The 26,331-nt window shown below is 46.7% G+C and carries 22 protein-coding genes; 16 read left to right on the top strand and 6 right to left on the bottom strand.

The features are described 5' to 3' along the window. Positions 1 to 133: 133 nt before the first annotated feature. A complete protein-coding gene (locus ABIE27_RS26480; RefSeq protein ID WP_123065609.1) occupies positions 134 to 2,467 on the bottom strand; it encodes a ribonucleoside-diphosphate reductase subunit alpha in 2,334 nt (777 codons plus the stop codon). 770 nt (positions 2,468 to 3,237) lie between these two features. On the opposite strand from ABIE27_RS26480, the gene ABIE27_RS26475 reads away from it, so the two are divergent. Further along, positions 3,238 to 3,564, top strand: a complete 327-nt coding sequence (locus tag ABIE27_RS26475) for an MTH1187 family thiamine-binding protein (protein WP_090918642.1) — start codon at positions 3,238 to 3,240, stop codon at positions 3,562 to 3,564. 384 nt (positions 3,565 to 3,948) lie between these two features. On the opposite strand, the gene ABIE27_RS26470 is transcribed toward ABIE27_RS26475, so the two are convergent. Continuing rightward, complete coding sequence (locus ABIE27_RS26470) at positions 3,949 to 5,070, bottom strand: hypothetical protein (protein WP_429351915.1); 1,122 nt, start codon at positions 5,068 to 5,070, stop codon at positions 3,949 to 3,951. 516 nt (positions 5,071 to 5,586) lie between these two features. On the opposite strand from ABIE27_RS26470, the gene ABIE27_RS26465 reads away from it, so the two are divergent. The 6 genes from ABIE27_RS26465 to ABIE27_RS26440 all read left to right on the top strand — a co-directional run bounded on the left by ABIE27_RS26465 (position 5,587) and on the right by ABIE27_RS26440 (position 11,085). Continuing rightward, a complete protein-coding gene (locus ABIE27_RS26465) occupies positions 5,587 to 5,691 on the top strand; it encodes a hypothetical protein (protein ID WP_017690880.1) in 105 nt (34 codons plus the stop codon). Positions 5,692 to 5,732: 41 nt separating this feature from the next. Next, entirely contained in the window at positions 5,733 to 5,837 is a 105-nt protein-coding gene (locus tag ABIE27_RS26460) for a YjcZ family sporulation protein (protein ID WP_240037016.1), read from the top strand. Between the two features lie 538 nt (positions 5,838 to 6,375). Then, a complete protein-coding gene (locus ABIE27_RS26455; RefSeq protein WP_429351941.1) occupies positions 6,376 to 6,504 on the top strand; it encodes a YjcZ family sporulation protein in 129 nt (42 codons plus the stop codon). Positions 6,505 to 7,653: 1,149 nt separating this feature from the next. Next, on the top strand, positions 7,654 to 8,250 hold the full coding sequence (locus ABIE27_RS26450; protein ID WP_123065613.1) for an RNA polymerase sigma factor: 597 nt from the start codon (positions 7,654 to 7,656) through the stop codon (positions 8,248 to 8,250). Then, positions 8,247 to 9,239 carry an anti-sigma factor domain-containing protein gene (locus ABIE27_RS26445; RefSeq protein ID WP_429351914.1) on the top strand — a complete coding sequence of 331 codons (993 nt, stop codon included), beginning with the start codon at positions 8,247 to 8,249 and terminating at the stop codon, positions 9,237 to 9,239. The genes ABIE27_RS26450 and ABIE27_RS26445 overlap by 4 nt, the downstream gene beginning before the upstream one ends. Positions 9,240 to 9,567: 328 nt before the next feature. Then, positions 9,568 to 11,085, top strand: a complete 1,518-nt coding sequence (locus ABIE27_RS26440; protein WP_429351940.1) for an HD-GYP domain-containing protein — start codon at positions 9,568 to 9,570, stop codon at positions 11,083 to 11,085. On the opposite strand, the gene ABIE27_RS26435 is transcribed toward ABIE27_RS26440, so the two are convergent. Beyond that, positions 11,078 to 11,731: a phosphatase PAP2 family protein gene (locus tag ABIE27_RS26435; RefSeq protein ID WP_123065616.1), complete on the bottom strand. Its 654-nt coding sequence runs from the start codon at positions 11,729 to 11,731 to the stop codon at positions 11,078 to 11,080. The genes ABIE27_RS26440 and ABIE27_RS26435 overlap by 8 nt on opposite strands. Before the next feature lie 237 nt (positions 11,732 to 11,968). Here ABIE27_RS26435 and ABIE27_RS26430 point away from each other — a divergent pair, with 237 nt between their 5' ends. The 4 genes from ABIE27_RS26430 (at position 11,969) to ABIE27_RS26415 (ending at position 16,011) form a co-directional block, all read left to right on the top strand. Further along, positions 11,969 to 13,378 carry a sensor histidine kinase gene (locus ABIE27_RS26430; RefSeq protein ID WP_123065617.1) on the top strand — a complete coding sequence of 470 codons (1,410 nt, stop codon included), beginning with the start codon at positions 11,969 to 11,971 and terminating at the stop codon, positions 13,376 to 13,378. Positions 13,379 to 13,484: 106 nt separating this feature from the next. Then, positions 13,485 to 14,750, top strand: coding sequence for an MFS transporter (locus ABIE27_RS26425; protein ID WP_123065618.1), 1,266 nt, complete (start codon positions 13,485 to 13,487; stop codon positions 14,748 to 14,750). A 75-nt stretch (positions 14,751 to 14,825) separates the two neighbouring features. Further along, positions 14,826 to 15,506: an oxidoreductase gene (locus ABIE27_RS26420; protein WP_123065619.1), complete on the top strand. Its 681-nt coding sequence runs from the start codon at positions 14,826 to 14,828 to the stop codon at positions 15,504 to 15,506. Positions 15,507 to 15,636: 130 nt separating this feature from the next. Further along, positions 15,637 to 16,011: a RidA family protein gene (locus tag ABIE27_RS26415; RefSeq protein ID WP_090918620.1), complete on the top strand. Its 375-nt coding sequence runs from the start codon at positions 15,637 to 15,639 to the stop codon at positions 16,009 to 16,011. A 137-nt stretch (positions 16,012 to 16,148) separates the two neighbouring features. Here the strand turns inward: ABIE27_RS26415 and ABIE27_RS26410 are convergent, their stop codons facing one another. Continuing rightward, positions 16,149 to 16,907, bottom strand: a complete 759-nt coding sequence (locus tag ABIE27_RS26410) for a tryptophan-rich sensory protein (protein WP_123065620.1) — start codon at positions 16,905 to 16,907, stop codon at positions 16,149 to 16,151. Positions 16,908 to 17,136: 229 nt separating this feature from the next. Between ABIE27_RS26410 and ABIE27_RS26405 the strand changes: the two genes are divergently transcribed. Then, positions 17,137 to 18,102, top strand: a complete 966-nt coding sequence (locus ABIE27_RS26405; protein ID WP_429351913.1) for an arsenic resistance protein — start codon at positions 17,137 to 17,139, stop codon at positions 18,100 to 18,102. A gap of 82 nt (positions 18,103 to 18,184) precedes the next feature. Here the strand turns inward: ABIE27_RS26405 and ABIE27_RS26400 are convergent, their stop codons facing one another. After that, entirely contained in the window at positions 18,185 to 19,813 is a 1,629-nt protein-coding gene (locus ABIE27_RS26400; RefSeq protein ID WP_123065622.1) for a response regulator transcription factor, read from the bottom strand. Positions 19,814 to 19,818: 5 nt separating this feature from the next. Continuing rightward, positions 19,819 to 21,657, bottom strand: coding sequence for a cache domain-containing sensor histidine kinase (locus ABIE27_RS26395; RefSeq protein ID WP_123065623.1), 1,839 nt, complete (start codon positions 21,655 to 21,657; stop codon positions 19,819 to 19,821). A 143-nt stretch (positions 21,658 to 21,800) separates the two neighbouring features. Between ABIE27_RS26395 and ABIE27_RS26390 the strand changes: the two genes are divergently transcribed. From ABIE27_RS26390 to ABIE27_RS26375, 4 genes are all read left to right on the top strand, one after another. Further along, a complete protein-coding gene (locus ABIE27_RS26390; RefSeq protein ID WP_090918610.1) occupies positions 21,801 to 22,682 on the top strand; it encodes a carbohydrate ABC transporter permease in 882 nt (293 codons plus the stop codon). Beyond that, the gene (locus tag ABIE27_RS26385) at positions 22,682 to 23,518 is read left to right on the top strand and encodes a carbohydrate ABC transporter permease (RefSeq protein ID WP_090918608.1); all 837 of its coding nucleotides are present in this window, start codon (positions 22,682 to 22,684) and stop codon (positions 23,516 to 23,518) included. Before ABIE27_RS26390 ends, ABIE27_RS26385 begins: the two co-directional genes overlap by 1 nt. A 453-nt stretch (positions 23,519 to 23,971) precedes the next feature. After that, positions 23,972 to 25,273 (top strand): ABC transporter substrate-binding protein, encoded by a 1,302-nt coding sequence (locus ABIE27_RS26380; RefSeq protein WP_123065624.1) that lies wholly within the window; start codon positions 23,972 to 23,974, stop codon positions 25,271 to 25,273. 270 nt (positions 25,274 to 25,543) lie between these two features. Then, complete coding sequence (locus tag ABIE27_RS26375) at positions 25,544 to 26,200, top strand: TetR/AcrR family transcriptional regulator (RefSeq protein WP_123065625.1); 657 nt, start codon at positions 25,544 to 25,546, stop codon at positions 26,198 to 26,200. Positions 26,201 to 26,331 lie beyond the last annotated feature (131 nt).

The following is a 26,331-nucleotide window of genomic DNA, read 5'->3' as shown; positions in this document are numbered from 1 at the left end:
GTCAGTTTTTGGGCAAAAAAGAACCAGGGCAACGCTATTTTGCATTCAAAACAGGATGCCCCGGTGGTCATCTTAGTCAGCGTGGCAGGATGGGGGACCCATGTCTATCACGATGTTACAATGCTTATGCGGATCAGCTTGCGCAGGAATCACATTCCTCAATCGTTAATGCACGGCTTCGAACATAATAGGTCGATTTCATGCCGGCTCTCCAAGCGTGAAGATGCAATTCCAGGAATTCAGTCGCCTTGATATCCGGACGAACATACAGGTTGAAGCTTTGACCCTGGTCAACGTGACGCTGACGAGCTGCCGCCATATTGATGGACGCATGTTGGTCTACCATAAATGCCGTTTTGTAGTACCAGATCGTTTTTTCGGATAGATCCGGTGCCGGGTTGGCAATTTTGTATGTTGTTTTCTCTTCATAGGACAACAGCTCATACAGTGGATCGATACTTGCTGTTGAACCGGCGATGATGGAGGTGGAACCGTTTGGTGCGATAGCAAACATCCATGCGTTGCGTACACCGTTTTGTTTCACTTGTGCTTGCAGTTCTTTCCATTGATCTGTAGTTACAAATTCGCCTACGCGCTCACCCGTCGTGTACTCACGTTGGTCGAAGTAATGGCCGCTTTCCCAATCGGAGCCTTTGAACTTCGGATAATGTCCTTTTTCTTTGGACAGTTCCATGCTGGCTTGAACGAGCAGGTAATTAATTTTTTCATACAGATTATCGTTATATGTGACAGCTTCCTCGGACTCCCAACGAATGCCTTCGAGTGCAAGCAGGTGATGCAGTCCGAATGTTCCCAGACCGACAGCGCGATACTGACTGTTCGTGTACTGAGCTTGAAGCACCTCAATGTTGTTGATATCGATCACGTTGTCCAGCATGCGAACCTGAATCGGAATCAAGCGCTCCAGTACATTATGAGGTACTGCACGAGCCAAGTGGATTGAGTTCAGGTTGCAGACCACGAAGTCACCAGGTACTTTGGAGATCACGATGCGTGTCTGACCATCTTTAGTCACCAGTTCTTCTTTTTCCACCACGGTAGCGGATTGGTTCTGCATAATTTCAGTACACAGGTTGGACGAGTATACCATGCCATGTGCCCGGTTCGGATTCGCACGGTTTACAGTGTCACGGTAGAACATGTACGGCGTACCTGTTTCAAGCTGCGATTTCATCACACGTTTCATGATGTCGATCGCTTGTACCGTAATACGGGACAACAGCGGATGATTCACGGCTTCTTCATACTTCTCGCGGAATGTACCTTGACCCTGAGTTTCATCGTAGAAGTCTTCCAGACCCAGTGCGCGGCCGTTCTCATCTTTCCAGCCCATCACTTTTTTGGTCTCGTGCGGGCAGAACAGGCTCCATTCACCACGACTTTCGACACGCTCCATGAAGAGGTCAGGCAGGCAGATACCGTGGAAAACGTCATGCGCACGCATCCGCTCGTCACCATTGTTCAGCTTGAGATCAAGGAAAGCCAGAATATCTTTATGGAAAACGTCCAGGTAAACCGCGATTGCTCCTTTACGTGTTCCGAGCTGGTCTACGCTAACTGCTGTATTGTTCAACTGGCGAATCCAAGGGATAACGCCTGAGCTTGTATTTTTGTGGCCACGGATGTCTGAACCACGCGCTCTGACTTTACCGAGGTATACGCCGATGCCGCCGCCCATTTTGCTCAAACGGGCTACGTCTGTATTGGAATCAAAGATCCCTTCGAGTGAGTCATCTACCGTATCAATGAAACAGCTGGAGAGTTGTCCGGCTACCTTTTTACCTGCATTGGACATTGTCGGTGTAGCTGCCGTCATATACATGTTGCTCATTGCCCAGTAGGCTTCTTTCACCAGATCCATACGCTTCTCGGCAGGCTCTTGGTGCATCAGGTACATGGCGATAACCATGTAACGCTCCTGCGGCAATTCCATGACTTTTCCATCAAAATCGTTGGCGAGGTAACGCTCAGCCAGTGTGAGCAAACCGATGTAATCGAAGAGCAGATCGTTGCGGTAGTCAATGCACTCCGCAAGTTCGTCGATCTGTTCCTTGGTGTAACATTCCAGCAACTCTTCGCGATAGATGCCTTTTTTGACAAGGTCAACGATCAGTGGATGGAATGCACCATAAGGTTCGTCCGGGTAGGATTTGTATCTGCGGTTGGTCGCCGCTTTTTTGTAAAGGGAAGTAAGCAGGGATCTCGCTGCTGCAAATTTCCAGTTCGGCTCTTCTTTCGTTACCAGTTCCAGAGCGCTCATCATAAAAGCGTTGCTGATCTCATCTCCGGTAACTTCGTCACGACGAAGTTTGCTCGTTACTCCGCGAACCAGACGTTCCTTGTCGAGCATGTCCAGTCCTTCCAGGATACGGTCGGCATATACCGAGATGCGCATCTCGTCAAAGGCAAGCTGGCGATTGTTCGGCTTGGTCACAACTTGTGGCATGAATATTCCTCGCTTTCACATGATAAAAAAATAATGATAAAAAAATAAATTAAACAATTCTTTGAAAATAAGAATTGGAGGTCTACAACGGTGAGTAGAAAACGGATTTTGCGGACTACAGTGGCAGTAACCAGATACGTTTGGGATGAAATCATGCGACAAGGAGTGGTCAGAACCTGCTCATACAAAAAGCATTCCCCTTGCCTTACGGCTGAAAATGCCCATTCATGTTCTGGTTTTTAACAGTCTTATCTATGCATGACTTCTACAGAACAAGTTGCTGTATGTAAGCTGTTGTCTGATCATTTACGTACCTGTGAATAAAGATAACGGACGCAGTCTAAACAGCCCCGTTAACCTCCAAGCCAGCCCTGTCTTCGAGAAAGCGATTTACACCTACAGGGACGTGCCTTTGGAGGTGATTTCATCTTGTTTTTCGATAGATTCCAGATGCTGGATATAAGAAGTGGGGTATCCCATTTCACTATATTTTGTTGCTGTCATACTAATGTACCCCAACATATAGTGTTTGTAAACAGGGGGGAAACCATAAAACGTAATTCCGAGTATACCATTTAAGCAAGGAATCCGCAAAGGAAAAGGACTGGAAGATTTGAAGATTCTGCGAAAAAAAATTTACGGGATTTGGAATGACGTCATCACGTCAGTTTGAATTGGAGTACTTTAAACTGGTAAAATAAAATCAGTCAAAACTCGACTAAAACTTGAGCGGCAACGGTTCGAACGGTGCCCAGAGGAGGCAGAGCGAAGTGGCAATTGCAGAAGTAACCGTTATTCCGATTGGAACAGGAACCACCAGTCTGAGTAGTTATGTAGCAGACATGCAAAAGATATTGGAAAGGCAACGCGGCATTACATACCAGTTGACTTCGATGAGCACCATTATTGAAGGCCCGCTGAACGAAGTTTTCACCGCCATCGCGGCTTTGCATGAAGCTCCGTTTCTGTCAGGAGCCCAGCGTGTCTCCACATCCGTGAAAATCGATGACCGGCGTGATAAACCGGACGCTTCCAGTGTGCAGAAACTGCAATCCGTACAGGATAAGCTGATTTCACTACACAACAGGCCGAATTGAGAAAAGACATGGAGTGGAAAGAAGATAGGCTGTGGGCAACTCATGGTGGATTATTCCGCTCCCAGGCTGAGGTTTTCTAAAAAACTGCATAAAATTATTTTACGCGGCGAGTTCCAATAGGGACTTGCCGTTTTTGAGTTTTTGACCGTGTCTCACAATACGTGCTGCTCTGCTCTATATCAAGAACGATAAGCCATATGCCAAAAGTAAACGGGGGCATCAACTCATACGTTTATTCAAACTTCGTTTTCTATCCATTTTTATCCAATTGAGAAAACAGTTCGAGGTTTTGTGATTATGTGGCGTTCAAAAAAGAACTCTACAACAAACAGGCCAGCTTAATTATAATTAAGCCGACCTGTTCTTGTCCATTTATTACCTTGACTATTCAGCAATGATTAAAGAGGCACCCATTATAGTAGAATTGGTGTATCCGCCACCAACATTATCGAAGGAGTAGTTAGCAATAGGTACGCCAATAACAGTGGCATAGTCCCCATCAAGCAAGTCTCCGGTCGAGGCAGGATATATGGCTGTAATATAATTTGCGTAATCGTCCTCTAGTAGCAAGATAGAAATGGGTGATCCGAGTGAATTGTCTTCTTCCACCTGAATAACCTGTCCGCTTATTTTCACAAAATTTTCATAGTAGTTGGCTACATTTTTATTGAGATGTCGGGTGGTCACATCGGCTTTGACAAGTCCTTTTACCTTTTTGCGAAGCTCAGCAGTATCTGCAGGGAACAGTCCGGTATGTTTTGCGAGAAAATTATAAGATTCCTGCTCCATCACGGCTGTCTCAGATGAGATGGATGATGTAAGATCGTTAAAGAAATCAGCGGCAGTTGCTGCGGACGATGAATCTCCGGCAGATGTAGTTACAGCTGTTTGCGTCAGCGGAGAAGTAATGTTCAAGGAATTAAGAATATCACTGACTTCATCTGAACGATATGAATCTTTGCCATAAGTTAAGGTTAAGGTATACAGGTCTGTATTTGTTGGAATCATGTACTGAACTAGAACTACATTAGTACCGGTGGAATTAGTGTAACTTCCTTCAAGTACACCAGCATTTATGTCTTTATAAGGCTTAATACTAAAATTGGTCTTCTTATAATCGGAGATACCAATCGACGCACCATTTTGCACATAATAGTCTGCTGTATTGTTAGCAAGCTCCTCAGGGTTGATTGAACCTGACGTGTTGGCTTCGATCGTTAAATTAATGTTATCTGCAAACTTCTTTGTTCCTGATTGGTCTGAGAACGCGCCCTTCACCGCAGCGTGCATTTGACTTGTATCTACACTTTTCCAAGACTCAGGATATGAAAATGAAAATCCTTCCCCGTTATATGTAGTATATTTTGTTTCTTTAGCTTCAGCTTTGACAGTTTCAGCAGCATTCGTTGTTTCTGAGGGTTTGTTGTCAGCTGTTTTCGTTGTTTCCGAATTACCGCAAGCGCTGAGCAGTACGGTTAAAGCAAGAATCATAACCCGTGTTTTCATTTTTCTAATCCCCTAGTATGCTTCCCATCGGTTGGGTTTTTTACTCCAGTCATCAGGTGAAATGCCAAACTCTAAAATTTGTACTTTTTTAATTCTTCAGGATAAAGGTTGGTCATTCGTACGTTATTAACAATCTAATCAGACTTTAATAATTGATATGGATTGATTCAATCTAAAAACTACTGCACCTCGTAACAAATGGATACATTGCTTAAGACAAGCAGAAATACTCCTTTCCACATAGATTTTAGAATAGCAGCCCTCCTGAATAAAGGGGTAGCAAATGTCCCAATATTAGGAACACAAATGCCGCAAATCTAATAAATTATAACACTAAGTAGTAATTAAGATAAGTGAAAGGCGATAAAGGATGTATTTATAAGCTTAACTAATACATTTCTTCTTGGTGAAAAATATAGTCTAAACTGGAAATCTGCCCATTTTACATCTGCGCCCGGTCGGTTGTGTGTCTGATGCATATAGTGAACTGTACCTCAAATCAAAGGAGGGTTTTACATGAGTGGAGTAGTTGGTGGATACGGCGGTGCATGGACATCGACTGGCGCGATTCTGGTTCTCTTTATCTTGCTGGTGATCATCTCTAAAGCATTCCTGATCTAATAAACGGTTTTGGTAAATTCACACGTGGGGGAGGGTTTAAGATGAGTGAAGTAGGAGGAATGGGATACGGCGGCTGGACTTCCACTGGAGCAATCCTGGTGTTGTTCATTCTGCTCGTTATCATCACGAAGTCGTTCTGGGTATAATGTGTCGTGCTCTGCCGGTTAGCCGGCAGGGTTTTATGAGACTGGACAAGCTGCGTTAAGTAAGAGAAGAGAGCCCAATCTACTAAACGTTGTAACGTTGTTCATTTTGGGCGCTCGTTAGAAGGGGATATGAGAAATAATAGTGGCATGAGACGAAGTAGGGAGTTCTACGACTTGTAACAAAGCAGGAGTGGGATGATCAGAAAAGGAAAATAGGGAGATAGTGGAGAGTAAGAACAAGTGGGAGCAGAAGGATGAGAGAATGCAAATAAAGATAAGGGTCAGGGTTAAACGCCTATTTTGTGATCATGAGGGCCATAGCCCGGTCGCCTTGTAGGGCAGATACATAGCTTAAGGTGTAGGCAAATGTTAAGGAGGCATGACGATGAGCGAAGTTAAACCGAACTCACCGAACGGACAGGGGCAAGTTTACGGACAACAAGGAGGGCATGAACATATGTACGGATACCAATATCCAGGTCAAGAAATGTACAATTACGGAACAATGCCTTATGGCTACCAGCCGAATCAAGCACCGATGGTGCAGGGGTACCACCATGGTTGCGCACCTGCCTATGGTTATGGTGGAGGCATCTGGAGCTCCATGGGAACCATTCTTGTTTTATTCATTCTGCTCGTAATCATCTCCAAAACCATGTTTATCTAAAACCTCTGTTGAGAGACCGTAGTTCAAACGTGAACTGCAACATCAGGCCAATCGGAAAGCCTGACTGGATTTACTCGATTGCAGATACGTTTCTCCCAAGAGTCTTTCTGACAGACAAAGAATATAAGGGAGAATATAAGGAAATTATAATTATTTACATGATAACTCCGGCAGCGGGGTTATCTTTTTTTTGGTGTGCTTTGTTGCGGAGAGGGGGACATGGCTAAGGAGTTGGAGTAACTAACGGTCACAAAGGTTTGTAACGTCCAAATGAAATTTAATACTGTAGACTTACATAACTCGATGTTGGTTTACGAAATTTAGAGACGTTGGTTTACGAAATTTAGAAAAGAAAGTTCACCGCCAGCTCACCCGTGCATGTGTAACGATCTGAGGCAGATTGTAGGGCAGCTTGCTTGGTGAGCATGATGTGGAATCTGTTCGATTTGGGAGGAGAGTGCGGCAAGTTGGCTAAGAGGATTAGAATATAGAAAAGCACCCGGAACCCAATTCCGGGTGCTTGATGTATGTTCTCAATCTTCTCAAGAATAAATGATATCCAAAACAACAAAAGCCCTACCTCTCTTTTGTCCTTGCGGCTCCGATGACCGCGCCAGTGTGAATGGGAACATCTTGTAAACCCTTAGTCTACCGGGTTATTGTGATTCAGGTTCGTCAATCTCCATAGGTTAGTTAGCATATTCGCTGCGGTCGCAGCATGAAGAAAATATTCCGGGGTTAAAAAGAAGACAGAAAATCATATGAGGTTGTTTATACAACTTTTATATCATATCACAGTCTGTAATTTATTGCAATAAAAAGGAAGGGTGTTCCTTGAAGCACGAGTTTAGGTCTTCATTTGAGTCTGGAGTTTCATGCTCAGCGAAGGATTGTGAGTAAGGTTAATATTATTTTGATGCATTATATTTATGAAAGAAAGAGAAAATATTTTCGGAAAAATCAGAAGAAACACCTCGAAAAGTATGTTCTGAAAAAATAACACAAAAAAATGCCCAGAAGAAATAACTTGAAGAGTATATTCGGAATGTTTGGAAGAAATATCTCAAAAAAATGTTATTAAGGGTAATCCTCTTCAAACGTTTCTGCGTAGGTTATAATATGAGGGAAGATACAGAAAGGGGCCCTCGGATGACTGAATCGATAGAGGACAGCAGGTTGATGCAACGAATTGCAGAACGTGATGCTTCTGCACTGGAACTGCTATATGACCGATATGAACGGGCCGTCTATTCTTTTGCCTACCGAATTGTTGGTGATTCGATGACGGCAGAGGAGACCGTGCAGGAACTTTTTCTGCGCGTCTGGAATAAAGCGGAACGATTTGATGCCTCACAGGGGAAGCTGACCACATGGATGTTTGCGATTACGCGCAACATCGCGGTGGACATGCTGAGGCGGAGATCGAAAGGAGCAGCGGCCACTTCAGTTGAGCATGAGACATTGGCGGCGTATGCTGACGAATATACAAATACAGAAGAAGAGGTCCAGCGCAAATGGGAAGGTACACGCATTAAAGAGGCGTTAACCCAATTGAATGAGGACCAGCAGCAAGTGATTGAATCGATATATTATGCAGGTTTAACGCAACAAGAGGTATCCAGCCGATTCGGGATTCCGCTGGGTACGGTGAAGAGCCGTGTCAGGCTTGCCATGCGCCAGCTCCAGAAGTTACTTGCTGATGCTGAATTGCATCCGGACGCGGGAAGGGAGGGCATACATCCATGATAGAACGACATGAGGAGTGGTCTGATCTGGCACCGATGTATGTGCTGGGTGGACTGGAAGCAGAGGAAGTGGCGGCATTCGAAGCACATATGTCGAATTGCGAAGCTTGTCGTCAGGAGGTAAGGGAATTGCAGGAAGTAACCGGCTTCCTGCCACTTGCGGCGGACCCTGTGGCACCGCCGCCGGGCATGCGAGCACGCGTGCTGGGCAGCGTGCTCGGTCAGGCGCAGGAGAGCGCCGGCGAAGCGCCGGCGGCCGCTCCTGCGCAGCAGTCTGAAGCACCCGCATCCGCGGTGCTTCAGGAAGACCTTGCGCCGCAGCATGAGCGTGCGGCGCAGCCCGGGCCTGGCCTGCCGCCTGTGGCGGTGCCTGCGGCCCGGGCCGAAGAGGCTGCCCAGGCGCAGCTGGGACAGCCACAAACGCGCGCGCGTGCGCGCGGTGGCCGCGCTTGGCGCGCAGCCAGTGCGGGCCTCGCGGCAGCGGCGCTGGTGCTCGGTGTTTATGCGGCGCAGCTGCAGAGCCGCATCGACTTGCTGACGCAGCAAGCCGAAGGCGTATCGGCCGCGCAGGAGCAGCTGGCTCAGGCGCAAGTGCAGAACGCACAGCTGCAAGAACAGCTCGTCTCAGCGCTGGCGCCGGCGCAGGGCATGCAAACGGGAGAGGCCGTCAAACTGAGCCCGGCAACACAAGATATTGTTGCGCAAGGTCTAGCGACCATCGTGATTGACAGCAAAGGCACACATCTCGTGGTACAGGCAGAGAAACTGCCCGCACTGGAAGGCAATCAGGCATTTCAGGTCTGGCTGATCAAGGGGGATACCCCTAAGAATGCGGGGACGTTCTTAAGTCATGACGGTACAGGTGCGGTCTATTACACGCTGGATTCAGCGAACGATTATGACACCGTAGCGATCACGCTTGAACCGGATGCTCTGGGGGATCAACCACGAGGCACAATGATTTTGGCGGCTAAAATGAAAACAAGCTAGAAGCCAAATCGCCAAAGGAGCTTTAATGGAAAATTCGTAACGAAACCTTCATAAAAGGCCGCTCCCCCAGGGAGCGGCCTTTTATGAAGCAATCCCCGAAGCAATCCCCGAAGCAATCCCCGAAGCAATCCCCGAAGCAATCCCCGAAGCAATCCCCGAAGCAATCCCCGAAGACAGTTAAGCAGAATATTGCAGCATTATTCGCATGGATCTTATTAATTTTTTTCGTGGGAATAGCCGATAAACATATAGGAGGAAGCATCCTTATTCTCCCTTTTTTATCTAGGCAGAATGGGTTAGACATAGAGAGCGAGGGATTGGATTGGAAGTGTATCGTTCATTTATCTTCCGTCTGCTACGCAATTATCTCATTGGTTCGTTATCAGCCATTTTTATTGTGGGCACCGTGGTGATGATTTCAACCTTGCAGATACCCAATATTCAATATGTTCGATTGGTTGCCGTTGTGCTCATTTCGATTCTGTTTATGCTGGTTGCAGAAGTGATTACGCTGTGGGCTCAACTAGGACCAATAGGTCAATTCTTCGCTGCCGAGCATCATGAAATGGCTGAATTAAATCGGACGTACGAACGAATTCACCGCTTTCCGGGACAAACCATATATCGTATTCTTGGGCCGCACATGCTAGGTTTTTCTGTGCCTGCGGCAGGGCTTACACTGTGGATGATATCCACAGGCTGGCTTGAAATACCCTATGGATATGTCATGATTGCAGCGATGTGTGCATTGTTGATAGCCATTATGCATGCCCTGATTGAGTATTACCTCACAGTGAGGGCAGTGAGGCCGCTACTTCTCGAAGTTCGCCGTAGAGGCAAGTTGTTGTATGGAATGGAACCTTCGCTTGGCGGACGTATCCTGATCCCGATACAGCGGAAGTTTCAGACCAGCACTGCACTCATCGGTTTATTTCCGCTTTGTTTATTTTTTCTGGCTACCTATATTCGGCTCCAGTACATAGACCCGCTGTTTGCGAAAGAATATACGTTGTGGGGTGTGCTCATCGTCATTTTGGGCGCAGGATTCTCCATGGTTGGCAGTTGGCTGTTGATTCGGGATGTCCGTGATCCGGTTGCAGAACTGACACATGAGATGAACCGAATCCAAGAAGGAGAGTTCGGCAGAAGAACACCGGATTTGTATTCAGATGAATTTTCGCAGTTGATCTCGGGATTCAATATGATGATTAGTCGGCTAGAGATGAGGCAGGAGCGTAATCGGCAACTGTTGCAAAGTTACTTCTCTCTGCTTGCGGCTGCACTGGATGCCAGGGATAAGTATACGGCGGGACATTCCATGCGTGTAGCGGAGTATTCCATTATGATCGGCAGGCTCAGCGGCATGAATGACGAACAGGCCGACTTGTTGTACAAGTCAGCTTTGCTTCATGATATCGGAAAAATTGGTATACCTGACGAGGTATTACTCAAAGACGGCAAGCTCAGTGATGAGGAATTTGCAATTATTCGTACGCATCCTGTATTAGGAGAGAGTATTTTGCTTCAGATTGAGCCTGTGGATGCTATGGCAGACTTCTTACCTGGAGTGCGATCCCACCATGAGAGGTATGACGGCAAAGGTTATCCTGATGGCATGGCAGGCGAGGAAATTCCGCTGTTCGGCCGTATTATTGCGGTAGCAGATGCGTTTGATGCGATGACGTCAAATCGACCGTACCGGAATGGAATGAGTGATGAGAAAGCGCTTATGATTCTGGAAGAAGGAAAGGGGACCCAGTGGGACCCCTATTATGCAGGTTTATTTATTGACGAGTGGAGACGACAGAAACAACTGGACCAAAAGCCGGAAGAGGGGGTTAGTTGATCCCCTCAGTCCATTTGGACTCTTTTCTGCGACGGCGATAAAGGGATAGACCCGTAATGATCGTGAAGATACACTCACCAAGAATAATTGCACTCAGTGCGTCGTAAATGACATGTTGCTTGATGAGCAGTGTAGAGATGATAATCAGGGATGCACCGGCAGCTACCGCCACCTTGACAGATTTACGGATGGTTGAAACCGATAGAACGGCACGCATCACCAGATAAGAGTGCAGGGCATGAATACTGGGAAAACAGTTATAAGGACGATCCTGGCTGTAGAGCCATCCGATGACGACTGCACCCAAGCCAGAGCCATTTAATTCCGGCCTAGGAACCATAGTTTGGAAGTTGAAGTAGATTAGGTAACAGATCCAGACACAGATGTTCATGGATAACAAGACCCGATAATACATAAGTCGATCCTTGGCACACAGATAGGCCAGCACGCCGAATACAAACGGGTACCATCCCAGATAGGGAATCGACATTGCGGGTATAAAAGGAAGCATCCGGTCAATTGGAGAGTTCAGGATAACATATCCACGATCCGGACTGTTCAAAATATCATAGAAAAGTCCCATGACAGCCAGGGATAACATCAGACTAAGCGACAGCCAGTAGGATTTATCTTTTAACAATTGCACAGCTGTAAATCTCCTTTCATCATGTTTCAAGCAAACATGATTATAGCGATAAATATAAAAAATGAAACAACAATATATTTTACTATGTCTTACACACAAATTGAATCTTGATTTTGTGTATTTTTTTGTTTCTTTTTGACGATGTTTCCATACTGGGGCAGGTCTAGCATGATATGATGTAAAAATACGAACGAAATAAGCATTGGGGTTATAACGTCGAACAACAGGAGTGAATGCATGCAATTTTCGAAAATGTTCGTACTCAATATGGGGATGCTTATTACGATTGCTTATCTTGCAAGTGTTTTCTATAAATATATCGTTATACGCACCTCTTCCCAAGTGAAACAGGTCTGTTCCGTGCTAGTGCTTATATTTGCAGGCTGGATCAGCACGGTGTTTGGATTTCAGTTGAATGATGAAGTTGTGTTTGATCTTCGTTATGTACCTCTAATTGTTGCTGTTCTGTCGTACAGGCAACCCTATAGTGTCATAATTATAGGTGTGGGAATCGGTCTGTCTAGGCTGACCTTTGGTATTTCCGATGCAACCGTCGCCGCGGTTATTAATATGTCTCTTCTTGGATTACTCTGTGCGGGCCTCAATATTTGGATGCGGCGCAGCAACTACAGGCTGATTGTCAAAGGCATCATCGTTACAGTGATTGTTAATGTTGTTAACAGTGTGAACATCGCCTTAGTAGGTGTCATTCCTACCGCATATTTCTTCTCACACATTATGCCTTATACGCTTCCTAGTGGAATCTTGCTTAGTCTTATATTTGCGTTCATCTTACGGGATTTTCAGAATGAACAAAATCGGATTCTCTTGATCCAGAGTACGAATCGGCTTTTATCTGTGCAGAAAGAGGAGTTGCAGAAAGCGCAAATTGTACTGGAGGAGAGAGCCAACCAATTGACGATTGCCTCACAGTACAAGTCCGAGTTTCTGGCGAATATGTCGCATGAACTGCGCACACCACTGAACAGTGTGATTAATTTTGCCCAGATGATTAGCGAGAATGCGGATACGATGGACCAGGAGGAAATTGTACGTTTTGCAGACATGATTGATCAGTCTGGACAAGAGCTTCTGAGACTGATTAACGATATTCTGGATTTGTCTAAAGTCGAAGCTGGCCGACTGGATATTGTACTTGAAGATATCAGCCTGAGCCAACTGATTGAAGATGCTATGAATCATTTTGGGCTCGTTGCTGACAAAAAAGGAATTGAACTGGTGCTGGAGAAACAAAAAGGACTGCCAGATACAATCTGGTCTGATCCACAGCGCGTGCAGCAGATTTTGCGGAATTTAATGTCCAATGCCATCAAATTTACGCCGAAAGGGAAGGTTACTCTAACCGTGAGTACCCAACAGACTAAACAGGCAGATATGGTTAGTCAGTGGCTTGTTTTTTCGGTTCAGGATACAGGGATCGGCATTCCGGAGGACAAGCATCATTCCATATTTGAAGCATTTCAGCAGGCTGATGGTTCGATTAGCCGTAAATTTGGGGGAACCGGACTTGGCCTCTCGATCAGCAGAGATCTGGCGAGATTGCTGGGTGGATCCATCAAACTCGAGAGTGCTGCGGGCAAGGGAAGTATCTTCCATCTGTGGCTTCCACTCACCGTGAAAAAATGAGTTGACAACCTCTGTGCCGTGAGTAGAATTTGGGGTGACAACTAGTATCGGCCGGCAAAGCTTTACCCGGTCTAAGGAGTGTATCCCCATTCAGAAGACGGTCAAGATGAACCCCTCTTCGTTCATAGGCAAGCCACGGCGCAAGGGTTCGACACAACGCACGAATTTATCAATTGCAACATGGGAAGGCGTACCGGCAATTATTTTGCAAACGTTGCTGGGTGGTCCATTTCTAACCGGGTTTTTGCTGTATCTTGGGGCCGGGTCGAGACATATTGGCTTTGTGCTCGCGATTACCACGTTTGTAAACATTGCGCAGATCGGCGCGGCATACTGGATGCAACGTATTCGGAGCCGTAAGCGCGCGCTTTTGCTGTTCGTTGGAGGTCACCGTATTTTGTGGAGTGCAACAGGATTAATTCCGTTCATTTTCCCTAAGGAATGGTGGGTCAGTGTTTTTATTGGCTTGTATACGATTGCATTCATATGTAATACCATCGGTGGTATGATCTGGACATCCTTGATTGGGGATATCGTACCTGCCAAGGTAAGAGGACGTTATTTCGGGATACGAAATACGATTCTGAATGCACTTGGAAGCGTTTGTTTATTTGGCGGCGGAATTTTGCTGGATCGTTATCCGGGAGAGACTGGTTTTCTGATTTTGTTTATTCCCGTATGGATCTGTGCCATCGCCAATACGGTTATTTATTTCTTCTATCCGGATCTGCCCTTTGAACGGTCGACCGAAAAGTCGTTCTCACGGATGTTCATCAAACCGTTTCAGGATCGGGTTTTCCTGAAAGCGACCATTTTTCTGGCGGCATGGCTGTTGATTCAGACATTAATTGTTCCTCTCTATTCTTACGTTATGCTGGATCTGTTAAATGTCAGCTATCAGATGGTCTCTCTGATCACGGTTGTGCAGACGCTGGTGATGATGGGAGGATTCTATATTTGGGGCAACCTGAATGCCAGATACAGTAACAAAACGCTATTGTTCTGGACGTTGCCTGTCATCGCCTTGTCCTGCCTGTCGTGGGGATTGATGTCCTTTGCCCCGGTATTGGTTGCGTTGTTCCTGTCCCACATCTTTCTCGGGATTGGCGTTGGCGGTTTCAACCAGCTCGCGTTTAATTTTACGATTGGCGATACACCGAAAAGTGAAAGACCGATGTTTATAGCCGTTTATTCAGCTCTGACTGGCGTAACGTCGTTTATTGGCCCGCTGATTGGCGGCTGGCTGTACGAGAAGATGGAAACTCTCTCGGAAGCGATGGTTTGGATATCCACCTACGGATTCCAAGTGATGGTTGGTACAGTGATGCTGCTGCTTACGTTTACTTTGGGACGTCGGGTTCTTTTAAAATAGAAACAGAAAAGCGGATCACGATACTCATCAATAGGATACTCAGCTATATATGATTAGATTGGGGTGGTTGAAGAGATGCATCATCCTGAACGCAAAGCGATGGTGATCGGGGCTACCGGACTTGTGGGTGGGCTTTTGGTTCACAGTCTGCTGGGGCACCCTGCATACAGTGAGGTTCGCATTCTGGTCAGGCGCAGACTTGATCTGGAACATCCCGGGCTGAAGCAATACGTTGTGGACTTCGAACAGCTTGAAGGTCAGGGGCACTTGTTTGCAGGGATCGACGATCTGTATTGCTGTCTGGGCACAACGATTAAAAAAGCAGGCAGCCAAGATCAATTCCGTGAAGTGGATTACCACTATCCGGTTCGTGCAGCGACGCTGGCAAAGCAGCATGGTGTGGAGCAGATGCTAGTGATTTCCTCCATGGGAGCGAGTGCGGATTCGCGTGTGTTTTATAGTCGGACCAAAGGTGAGATGGAGGATGCACTTTCGAGTATCGGGTTCCGTGCGTTACACATTTTCCGTCCATCCCTTATTCTGGGGGATCGCGGGGAGAAACGTCCGGGTGAACAATTCGCTGCGCATGTTATGACTTTTCTGGACCGCTGGATGAAAGGCCGTTTAGACAAGTACCGGGCCATTCAAGCGTCAACGATTGCTCAAGCCATGAGAAATGTCGCTATGGTGCAGACAAAGGGCAATCATGTTTATCCCAATGAAGTGATTCATGTGCTTGGGGTGCAGGACGCTTGAGACTTGCAAGGGCGCAGGCAATAAGCGTTTCTTGTCAGAACGGGTGCATGGTATAATAGGCTTTAAAAATAAAAGCATGCCTTGTCTCCATGTCGTGGCAGGGCAGCGAACGCAAAGGAGTACCTGTCGAATGAAAAAAGCAATCTCGACCGAGCAGGCGCCGGGCGCTATTGGTCCATACAGTCAGGCAGTAGATGCAGGGGATTTTATCTATACATCTGGTCAGCTTGGTCTGAATCCGCAAACCGGTGAATTTGGTGCAGATGTACAGGAGCAGACTCGCCTGTCTCTCAGTAATGTTAAAGCGATTCTGGAAGCAGCAGGTACAAGCATGGATAAAGTGGTGAAAACAACCGTATTCCTGAAGGATATGAATGACTTCGTTCCTGTCAATGAAGTATATAGCAGCTTCTTTACGCAGCCTTATCCTGCACGTAGTGCTGTGGAAGTTGCGCGTTTGCCGAAAGATGCACTGGTGGAGATTGAAGTGATCGCGCTGAAATAGGATGATATTTCAGCCTTGCCACAGGATGAGCGATCGAATCCTGTGGCGTATACCATTACAGCAAAAAGCCGATTAAGGTCGTTTGACCTGAAAATCGGCTTTTTGCGTTCGGTTTATTTTATAATAGAAAAGGGTGCTCAATCGCGGTCTTGATTGCGTGCAAGGAACAGCCACACGGCGTAAATCGCCAGAACGATGGCAATGATAATCCCCGTATAGTAGACAGAAATGACATCCTTTTGTTTGAGAGCGATAGCAATGTATGCCCAAGTGAATACGAGTGGGTACACACTGTCACGGTAACGGAAGCTGACAAGCACGGCCAGAACCATACCGACGATCAGCATGATAATCGTCCACGCCGTTTCACTGATGCCGAATCCATCCCATCCGATTTTGTACAAATAAACGGCTGTGTTAACGATGGTTGCTACGCTAACCCATCCGAGATAGATGCTGAACGGCAGTTTGACTAGCCAGATTTCAGCCGTTGTTGGCATGCTGATCGCACGTGTTTTGACGTATAGCATAATCAGAGTAAGCAGCAGCAATACGATAATCAGCAGCGCGAGTCCGGTCTTTAGATTTTGAAAAGCGAAAATCCATGCGACATTAAAGGCGCAGCTGGCGAGAAACCAGTATCCTAGACGGGTAATCGAGTTGTTTTTCCAGGACGCGGGGGTGAACTGATAGATGATAAATCCGGCGAGAAGGAGGTAGATCAGACCCCATATCGCAAAGGCATAGCCCGAAGGGGTCAGCAGTACAGGGTACATATCCGAAACTTCCTTGTTGGTCTTGCCGCCAATGGGCAGAGCATTGGAGAGATAATTTACAATAATAACAGCAATAAAACCGAGGGCGTTTAACCACTTATACGGATTGTTACGGGACATGACGTTTCCTCCTTGGTTTAACAAATGTAATGAACCGTGGGTCAGTCTACAATGAATATACCCACTAAAGACTCGTTTTAATAACATGTGTACTAAATTTGAGAACGTACATCTTCCGAAAACCTCGCTCGGTCAAGCTTATTGGAACGGAGTTGCACTCTTCCCAATGTACGCAGATGCAGGTGTGAATATGTCCTTATGAGTTTTTTCAGGCAATAGGGGGAGAGAGATGATAATAAGAGAAACAATGGAGAGACAACAGACCTGGTTCTATGTGATGGCTCTATGTGCAGGTGCATGGATTGGGCTAGCCGCTCCAGCTTGGGGGAGTCTACTTCATAATGCGGTGTCACCGGTTCTTGCTGTGCTCCTCTACAGCATGTTTGTGCAGATTCCGTTTACAGAGCTTCGGGCATCCTGGTCCAATCTGCATTTTATGGCTGCGCTGCTCATCGCGAATTTTATCGCTGTTCCTATTGTGGTTTGGCTGCTTACGCTTGTTTTTCCGCAATCGTCTGGTGTGTTGATGGGAGTCTATCTAGTCTTGTTAACCCCCTGTATCGATTATGTCATCGTGTTTACACAGCTGGGACGGGGGAACGAGAAGCTGATGCTGGCAGCAACTCCACTGTTGTTTGTAGTACAGATAATTTTGCTTCCAGGGTATCTTTGGTTATTCATGGGCAGTGATGCAGCCGCAGTAATGAGGGCAGGGCCATTTGTAGAGGCTTTCTTGCTACTAATTGTGGTTCCGTTGTTGCTCGCATTGATGACACAAATATTAGCCAACAAAGGCGGAAGTGCGCAGCGGTTGCTTCATGTTACGGCATGGTTTCCGGTTCCAATGATGGCAATCGCGTTGGCCGTCGTTGTAGCTTCCCAGATTGGCAAGGTCTACAATGATCTGAACAGTATTGTGGATGTCATTCCGATCTACGCTGCGTTCCTTATCATTATGCCCTGGATATCGAGAATTATTGCGAAACTTTTCCAACTCGATACGGGTGCTGGCCGAGCTATAGTCTTTAGTGCTTCAACCCGAAATTCGCTGGTTGTTTTGCCATTGGCATTGTCGCTCTCACCAGAGTGGGCAACCATTGCGGCCGCGGTAATTGTCACGCAGACGATGGTGGAGCTTGCAGGAGAGCTAATCTATATCCGCCTTGTACCGCTTGTGATTTTGCGAGATCGGTAAGAGGCTGTGTAAACGTAAGGCATAAAGAGGACTTCCGACAGCATGTGTCGAGAAGTCCTCTTTTGGAATCGAAACAGGTTTGTTATGAACCTCTTTGTAGGATGGTTTTACGATATTCCGCAGGGGTCATTCCCTCTATTTTTTTAAATACTTTGCTGAAATACTTTTCATCCTGAAAACCGACCATTTCCGAGACTTTGGCAACTCGCAGGGAAGGGTTTTGGAGCAGGAGCTTGGCATTGTTAATCCGCAGCTTGCCGAGATATTCTGACCAGTTCAATCCGAACTGTTGTTTGAATTTACGAGAAATGTACTCCCTGCTCAGATAAAAGCGTGCAGCAATCTGTTGCAATGACAAGTCCTCCTGATAATGAGTTTCCATGTAGCGAGCGATTTCACGCATAGGATCAGGATCGGCGTGACGCTGAGCTGTGAGTGCTTTTCCGGCTGCAAGCAATCGTTGCTCTAGCAGGGAACGAAGAAGCGGGAACGAAAGCAGACCTTCAGGATCGAAAGGCAATTCGGCAAAAGGAGGAAATTGATCTTCGGCACTTTCTTCCTCCGGGGAGAACTGACCTTCGGCATCATCCAGCCAACGGCTCAGCATCCATTCCAGCTCTTGCATCCATTGTTGCAGCTGCTCTGCACCGATCACCTCTAGCTTGGTAAACGGCTCAAGCCACTCTGTGACGGTATCGGTTACACTGGCAGCATGACAACTTAAGGCTGCTATGCGCATAGGCTCTTCAAAAGCAGTCAAACGTTGGCCCTTATTCCTGCTCGAAGATTCAAGGGTAGAGTGAATACGCCGCCGCGTACCAATGGTGTTGCGCCTCCACAATTTGGAGCTGGCATCCAAATAGGCTCCCGAAATACCGGCAGGGTAGTTTTCACAGGTAGATACCCCAAAATGAAGCCTGCGCTGAATCGTCTGTTCCAATCCATCGTTAATGCTATCCAGGATGCGTGTCAGTGAGGACAGTGCCCCCCAGTGAAACAGTACAATTTCATCCGGCTGGTTGAGCTGACGAAATGTAACCCCTTCTGTCGGTGTACGCATCATCTCCGCACAGATGTTGAGCACGGAGAATACGAGCAGATCTGGCTGACTGCGATATTTAGCTAAACAATCCGCATCCAGATGAGACAGACTGGTGACGGCTACACAGCACATCGGAATGAGGCAGGGGAGATTCAATTCTTCCTGTAATCGCTGAATATGTGCGGAAGTGTTACCTCTGCCAATGGCCAGCTCGGTGAGCAAGCGATCCTGATAATGCGGGCGCATGCGATTAACCACGATGGATTGTTTGGTGGACTCTGCGCGTAGGGTATGCTCCTCTTCCCAAGATTTCACTGCCTTCATCAAAGAGGCATTCAGTTCGTCTGCTTCGACGGGTTTTAGTAAGTAGTCCATGCCGCCATGCCTTATTGCATGTCTCACCAGTTCAAAATCGTCGTATCCGCTAATGACAATGACTTTACAATGTGGGGCATGTGCTGAAATCCATTCAAGTAGTGCCATTCCATCCTTGCCGGGCATGCGCATATCGCTCAGTATAATCTCAGGTTGATGCGCTGTGATTGCCTCGATCGCTTCATTTCCGTCTGCTGCTTCGAGCAATATGTCGATCCCCAGGTCATCCCAATGACCAAGGAGCTGGATGGCATGGCGGACATGCTGTTCATCATCAACAAGCAGTGCTTTCATGTTGTTCACTCTCCCGCGTATAGTTTGACTTGAAGTTTTACACCGCCTGCTTCTAAATTATCGATTTCGATCCTGGCAGGCATGCCGGGATGAGCGTTGAGTGCAAGTCTGCGTACCACATTGCGAATGCCGATGGATTCGGACATGGCAGAATCCGGAGAGGACATTGCAGATTCTGTCTCTTGGGGTTGCAGCCATTCGCGTATTTCAATCAGTTTATCTTCAGGAATAACTGGACCGTTGTTAATCAGTTCAATCTCTATCCAGTGCTCGTCAACCCGGCGGCTAGTGATGGAGATATATCCTTTTCCTGGCTGTACATCGGCTCCGTGTTTGAAATAGTTTTCAATTAATGGCTGCAATGTCATGCGAGGCATCTGAACAGATAATGTATCCTCTGCAAAATCCATGTGTACCTCCAGTCGTTCACCAAAACGTTCCTGCTGCAGCTCCAGATACAGCCGAGCATGCTCTGCTTCCTCGCGGAGGGTTACACGGGTCTGATCCCGCATGCTGTAGCGCAGCATTTTGGACAGGGAAGAAAGTAAGGTATACGCTCTTTTCCCTTGCTGTTGTAACGCCAGAGTCCCAATGGATTGTAAAGTGTTATATAGAAAATGCGGGTGAATCTGTGCTTGCAATGCTTTGAGCTGATTCGTTTTATTCGCAAGTTCCAGCTGGTACTCTCGCAAGATCAAGTTATTCACAGTATCCATCATATCCCGGAAATGTCTCGCAAGCACCCCGAATTCATCCCGGCTCGACAGACGGATATCTACATGCAGGCGGCCTGCCTGAATCTGATTCATGTATCGCATGAGCTGCCTGAGCGGACCTGTAATACGTATGGAAATGAATAGCGTTGCCACGATTACAAGGAGTAACGCAGCAATGGCAATCATCGCATTGTTCCAAGTTAGCGCTGTAGCTCTTGCATATAACGTTTCATTCGGAATTTCTTTCACAATGGTCCAATCCGCATAGTTGCTTCCGAGCTGCTGATATACATACATGGAATGATCTTGTTCAAAATGACCAGCAGCATTCCGTGCCGAACCGGCAAGGGTTCGTCCATCTTCAAGCACACTTCCTGCCACTTGCTGCAGATGACCAGCCTCATTGGCCGCTTGTACCTCGGTTCGTCCTTGATAAACAATCCGGTTCTGCCCATCGACCACATAGATCTGCTCTTTAGCTGGATCATACAGTCTGCTGCAGATTGCGGCAATACTGTTCATGTTAAGATCAATGGCTAGAACGCCCAGCCGTTCAGGAGATGGGATATCCCTGATGATCCGATGCAGGGTAATCACGGTTCTTGGTGAATCATCAGGAGAGGCCGCCTTGAAACCATAGGTATGACTCATATGTGCAGATTCTACCCAGATATCCGATCCTCCGTCCCCCGTTTTACCATGCAGTGAATCGGAATAAGCTTGCTTGCGTTCCTCGCGTTTTGGGAAAGGATTGGTAATCAAGGTGGATTGGTTGGATACAAAAGAATGCAGATAGAGCTGGAATACATCCGGTACAGCGGCTCTGATCGTTTGCAACGTTGTGTATACCTCAGCAACAGCCCGATAATCCCCCGGCAATTTAGCCAGATTCCGCAGGAAATTGGGATCATTGTATACGGCGAGCGAGGCCCGTGCTACGTTATCGACGTAATTGTTGAGATTGGTTGAAGCCTGATAAATAAGACGTTTATTCTCTTCCAGTGCTTGTTCTCGCAGGGCTGTCTTGGTCTGAATAAAGGTCATGCTGATCGAAGCCAGCAGTGGAATCGTCGTTGCGATTAGCATAAAGGCGATGAGCTTGGTGCGGATACTGTAATATTTGGACATCAGTACACCCCTTCTGGTGACTCGTCAAGAGAGGACAATATTTTACACCCAACTGTTCACGAGTGTCGGTGTTTCCCTTCACGATTTTGGAGTTTAATAGAATAAGAGACCAATATCATCCATCTATAGAAGGGGAGAACGATATGAAGCATCGCAAATCTTCACAGCTGTTACAGCAGCTTGTGTTCGTGGGTCCCTCCGTTGTATTTTTTATTCTCATCATCGTGGTCCCTTTCCTGCTTGGCATGATGTATTCCTTTACGGATTGGAATGGAGTATCTGCCAGCATTAACTGGGTTGGGCTTGATAACTTCGTGCATATTTTTGCAAACGATCCCAAGTTCCAGAATGCATTCTGGTTCACAGTACGCTTCACCGTTGTAGGGGTGATCCTCACCAATGTCATCGGTTTTTTCCTGGCCTACTTCCTGACCAAACCGCTCAAGACGAGAAATATTCTGCGTACGATCTTTTTTATGCCTAACGTAATCGGTGGATTGCTGCTCGGGTTTATCTGGCAATTCATATTTGTGAAAGGGTTTTCAGCAGTAGGCGACGTGACGGGCTGGTCCTTCTTCAATCTCCCGTGGCTGGGAGATGAGCCGACGGCCTTCTGGGGAATTGTCATCGTGTTTGTATGGCAGACCGCCGGTTATCTGATGGTCATCTATATCTCATCCTTAACGAATGTCTCACCTGATCTGCTGGAAGCTGCCGAAATTGACGGAGCCAGCCGCGGGCAGGTGCTACGGAGCATTATTTTACCACTCATTATGCCTGGTGTAACCATCTGTCTGTTCCTGGCGATTTCCTGGTCGTTCAAAATGTTTGATCTCAACTTGTCACTCACGAAGGGTGGTCCGTTTGGCTCAACCGAGTCGGTTGCACTCAATATCTACAATGAGGCCTTCGTGAACAACCGGTACGGTATTGGAACCGCTAAAGCATTTATATTTTTTGTTATCGTTGCCATCATCACCATGGTTCAGGTTCGTTTGACGAAGAGCAAGGAGGTTGAAGCCTGATGGAGACAACAAAAAATTATCGCTTCGGTACCGTAATTACCGAAATTGTGATGGTGTTGATCGGATTGTTGTTCCTGATTCCGTTTTACTTCCTGTTTGTGAATTCGGTCAAAACCTTCGGTGACCTGCTTACCAATTCGGCTGCCTGGCCGGAAGTGTTCCAGTGGGGCAACTACGCGAACGCTTGGGAGAAAATTAGTTTTCCATCGGCGCTCATGAACTCGCTGATCGTAACGATCGTCAGCAATCTGTTGCTTGTGCTGATCAGTTCCATGGCCGCGTACCGCATGGTTCGCAGCAATACAAGGTTCAACCGGATATTATTCGGCCTGTTTATTGCGGCAATGGTGATTCCGTTCCAGTCTATCATGATCCCGCTTGTTACGGTAACCAGCAATCTGGGATTGATCGACAGTCTCGGCGGACTCATTATCTGTTATCTCGGGTTTGGAGCACCGATGTCCATCTTCCTGTTTCATGGATTCGTTAAATCGGTTCCCTTAGAGATTGAGGAAGCAGCCCGTGTCGATGGAAGTTCGGCCTATGGAGTATTCTTCCGCATCGTATTCCCGCTGATGAAACCGATGTATGTAACCGTCATCATTCTGAATACGCTCTGGATTTGGAATGACTATCTATTGCCATCATTGATCCTGCAAAGCTCCAATCTGCGCACCATTCCAATCGCAACCTTCGCGCTGTTCGGTCAATATACGAAACAGTGGGATCTGGCTCTGCCTGCTCTGGTACTTGGGATCATGCCAATCATTATTTTCTTCTTGCTGATGCAGAAGTATATTATTCAGGGTATTACTGCCGGCTCCGTTAAAGGATAGGTGCGAGGGCGGGTCGCTCCGGGGAGAGTGCGGGGGAAGTCACTCCGTCATCATGTGCGCTTTCGGTCGCTGTTGCTCCTGGGGGGCCTGAATGTATGATGGCTAAGGAAGCCCCCGAGGTTCAAAGGCGAACGCTCCGCTCCTCCAGCGCATCATGATGCCTCCGCTCCTGCCTCGCACGGTGGCGGGCAAAAGGCACATCTGCCCGCAGGGCTTGGACAGATGCGCCGGAGCAGAGCAGGGAAAGACAGTGAGAGACAAGAGTCGGCTTGTTCGTTAATCCGTGATCAACTGCGCATACCATTTGTGGGCATTGCGTTAGTTCATCTATATAGTAAGCAAAAGAATTATAAACAAAGACTGGGTCATCTTAAACAAACGAAGTAAAGAGTAAAAGGGTAAGCAAGAGGTGCAGGCGGTAAAAGTGAAACTACTTACAGGGAGAGTGTATCTATGAAAAGAATGACAAAGTTAACATTGCTAATGCTCATTGCTTTTTCAGTCATGCTTGCAGGTTGTGGAAACGGGGACAAAAGCGGTAGTCCCGTGAATACAGATGCTCAAACGGGTGGTGGTGAAGCGGCGGCTGGCACCAAAACGATTAAAATTTTTCAATACAAAGTTGAAATTGCCGAAGCGCTTAATCGTCTCAAAGCAGAGTATGAGTCTTCCCACCCAGGCGTGAAGCTGGACATTCAGACGGTCGGCGGTGGCAGTGATTACGGAGCTGCACTAAAAGCGAAGTTTGCCGCAGGTGAACAACCGGACATCTTTAACGTAGGTGGATACCGTGAACTCGATACCTGGCTTGAATATCTCGAAGACCTATCCAGTGAACCGTGGGCTAAGGATGTACTGGAAGTGGCCAAAGAGCCGATGACTAAGGATGGCAAGCTCTATGGACAGCCACTCGCGTTGGAAGGGTACGGTTTTATCTATAACAAAGATTTGTTTGCCAAAGCTGGCATCACTGAAATCCCAACAACACTGGAACAACTGGATCAAGCAGCAAAGAAACTTCAGGACGCAGGCATTACACCGTTCTCCAACGGGTATCAGGAGTGGTGGGTGCTTGGCAATCATAATGTCAATGTAGCATTTGCGAATCAAGCCGATCCGGTAAAATTCATTCAAGGTCTGAATGAGGGGACGGAGAAAATTCCGGGTAACCCAGTCTTCGAGGAATGGATCAACCTGCTTGATCTGACGCTCAAATACAGCAACAAAAATCCGCTCACCACAGACTACAACACACAGGTAACTCTGTTTGCTAGTGGAGAAGCGGCGATGATGCAACAAGGGAACTGGACACAAGTACAGATTGACGGCATTAATCCGGATCTGAATCTGGGTATTCTGCCTATGCCGATTACAAATGAACCGAATGATAAGCTGTTCGTAGGCGTGCCTAACTACTGGGTTGTGAATAAAAACTCCCAAGTGAAGCCAGAGGCAAAAGAGTTCCTGGAATGGCTCGTCACTTCCGACATTGGTAAAAACTATTTAACTAAAGAATTCAAGTTCATTCCGGCGTTCAGTTCAATTCAGGCATCGGAGGAAGAGCTGGGTGACCTTGCAACAGATATCATGAAATACAGTCAGGAAAATAAAACGTTAAGCTGGAACTTCAACCGTTTCCCTGAGGGCGTTCCACAAGAGTTTGGCAGCACCATTCAGGCGTATGTGGCAGGTAAATCAGATAAAAAAGCATTGCTTGATGCATTACAGCAGAACTGGGATAGTCTGAAAAAATAAGTAAATCACGTGCACTTGAAGTCAGTTGCATCTTTTGCAACTGGCTTCTTTGCATTTCCTGCTACAGCACGGTGTTCAGCTTAAAAATGTGGATAACTGCTCACCTTTACAAATCAAAAAAATAACTTTTACATCGGCTTAATACTATATGTGGATATCCTGTGTGTATATGTTCTAAATGTGGACAACTTTTCAGAAAATAATCTGATGATCTGATTTTATCAACAGACATGCTTGCTTTTGTTAAAATAGTACTATATAGTTCTAGTTATGAACAATGACAATATATCACATCAAGGGACTCCTAAATCTTCTAAACCATCCAAACCTAGAAGCTCCAGTCCCAGAAGCTCTAGTCCAGTTAACCGCACCAAAGCGGTGGAAGTTGCTGCGCAGCTATTTCTCCAGCAGGGTTATGCTTATGTCAGCATGGATGAGGTGGTGCGTGTTAGCGGCGTATCCAAATCCAATATCTATTATCATTTTAAAAACAAGGAGGAACTGCTTCAGGCGGTTGTGCAGTTCTGGATTGCCCAATATGAATCCGAGCTGTATCTGCTTCTAAGTCAGCGTGAGCGGGGAGTGGAGGAACGGATGAACTCTTTCCTGGAATTGCTCTCGGCAGGTATAGAACATAGAAACTTTAAAGGCACATGCCCGTTTGTCACTCTTTATATGCAGGCACCGGAAAGTGCTTCCCTGGCGAAGGAGAGTATCTCGATCTTTTTCCGGGAGCTTGTACCTATGGTGGAGAAGCTGTTCCAGCAAGGGGTAGAACGCGGAGAATTCCGCAAAGGGATTGAGCCGGGGGCTGTAGCTTCCCTATTTGTTGCAGCACTTGAAGGTTCGCTGATCTTGGCCGGAACTTCACGTGATCTGGGTATTATCGAGCAGTCCGCACGAACGTTTTGTCAGATGCTTCGTTAAACGAAGCTCTTTTTTTGGAAGTTAATAGTACTGATTAGTACTAGTTTATATCTTGGTAATAAACGAGATCAAGAGAAATTTTTGACGGACTAAAACTAAAAATAAATAAAGAAAAAAATAAAGAAATATTA

Source organism: Paenibacillus sp. 4624 (assembly GCF_050435065.1).
GTDB classification, from domain to species: Bacteria; Bacillota; Bacilli; order Paenibacillales; family Paenibacillaceae; genus Paenibacillus; species Paenibacillus amylolyticus_D.
The sequence above is the reverse complement of the archived record's forward strand: the minus strand, read 5'-3'. Positions and strand labels throughout refer to the sequence as shown.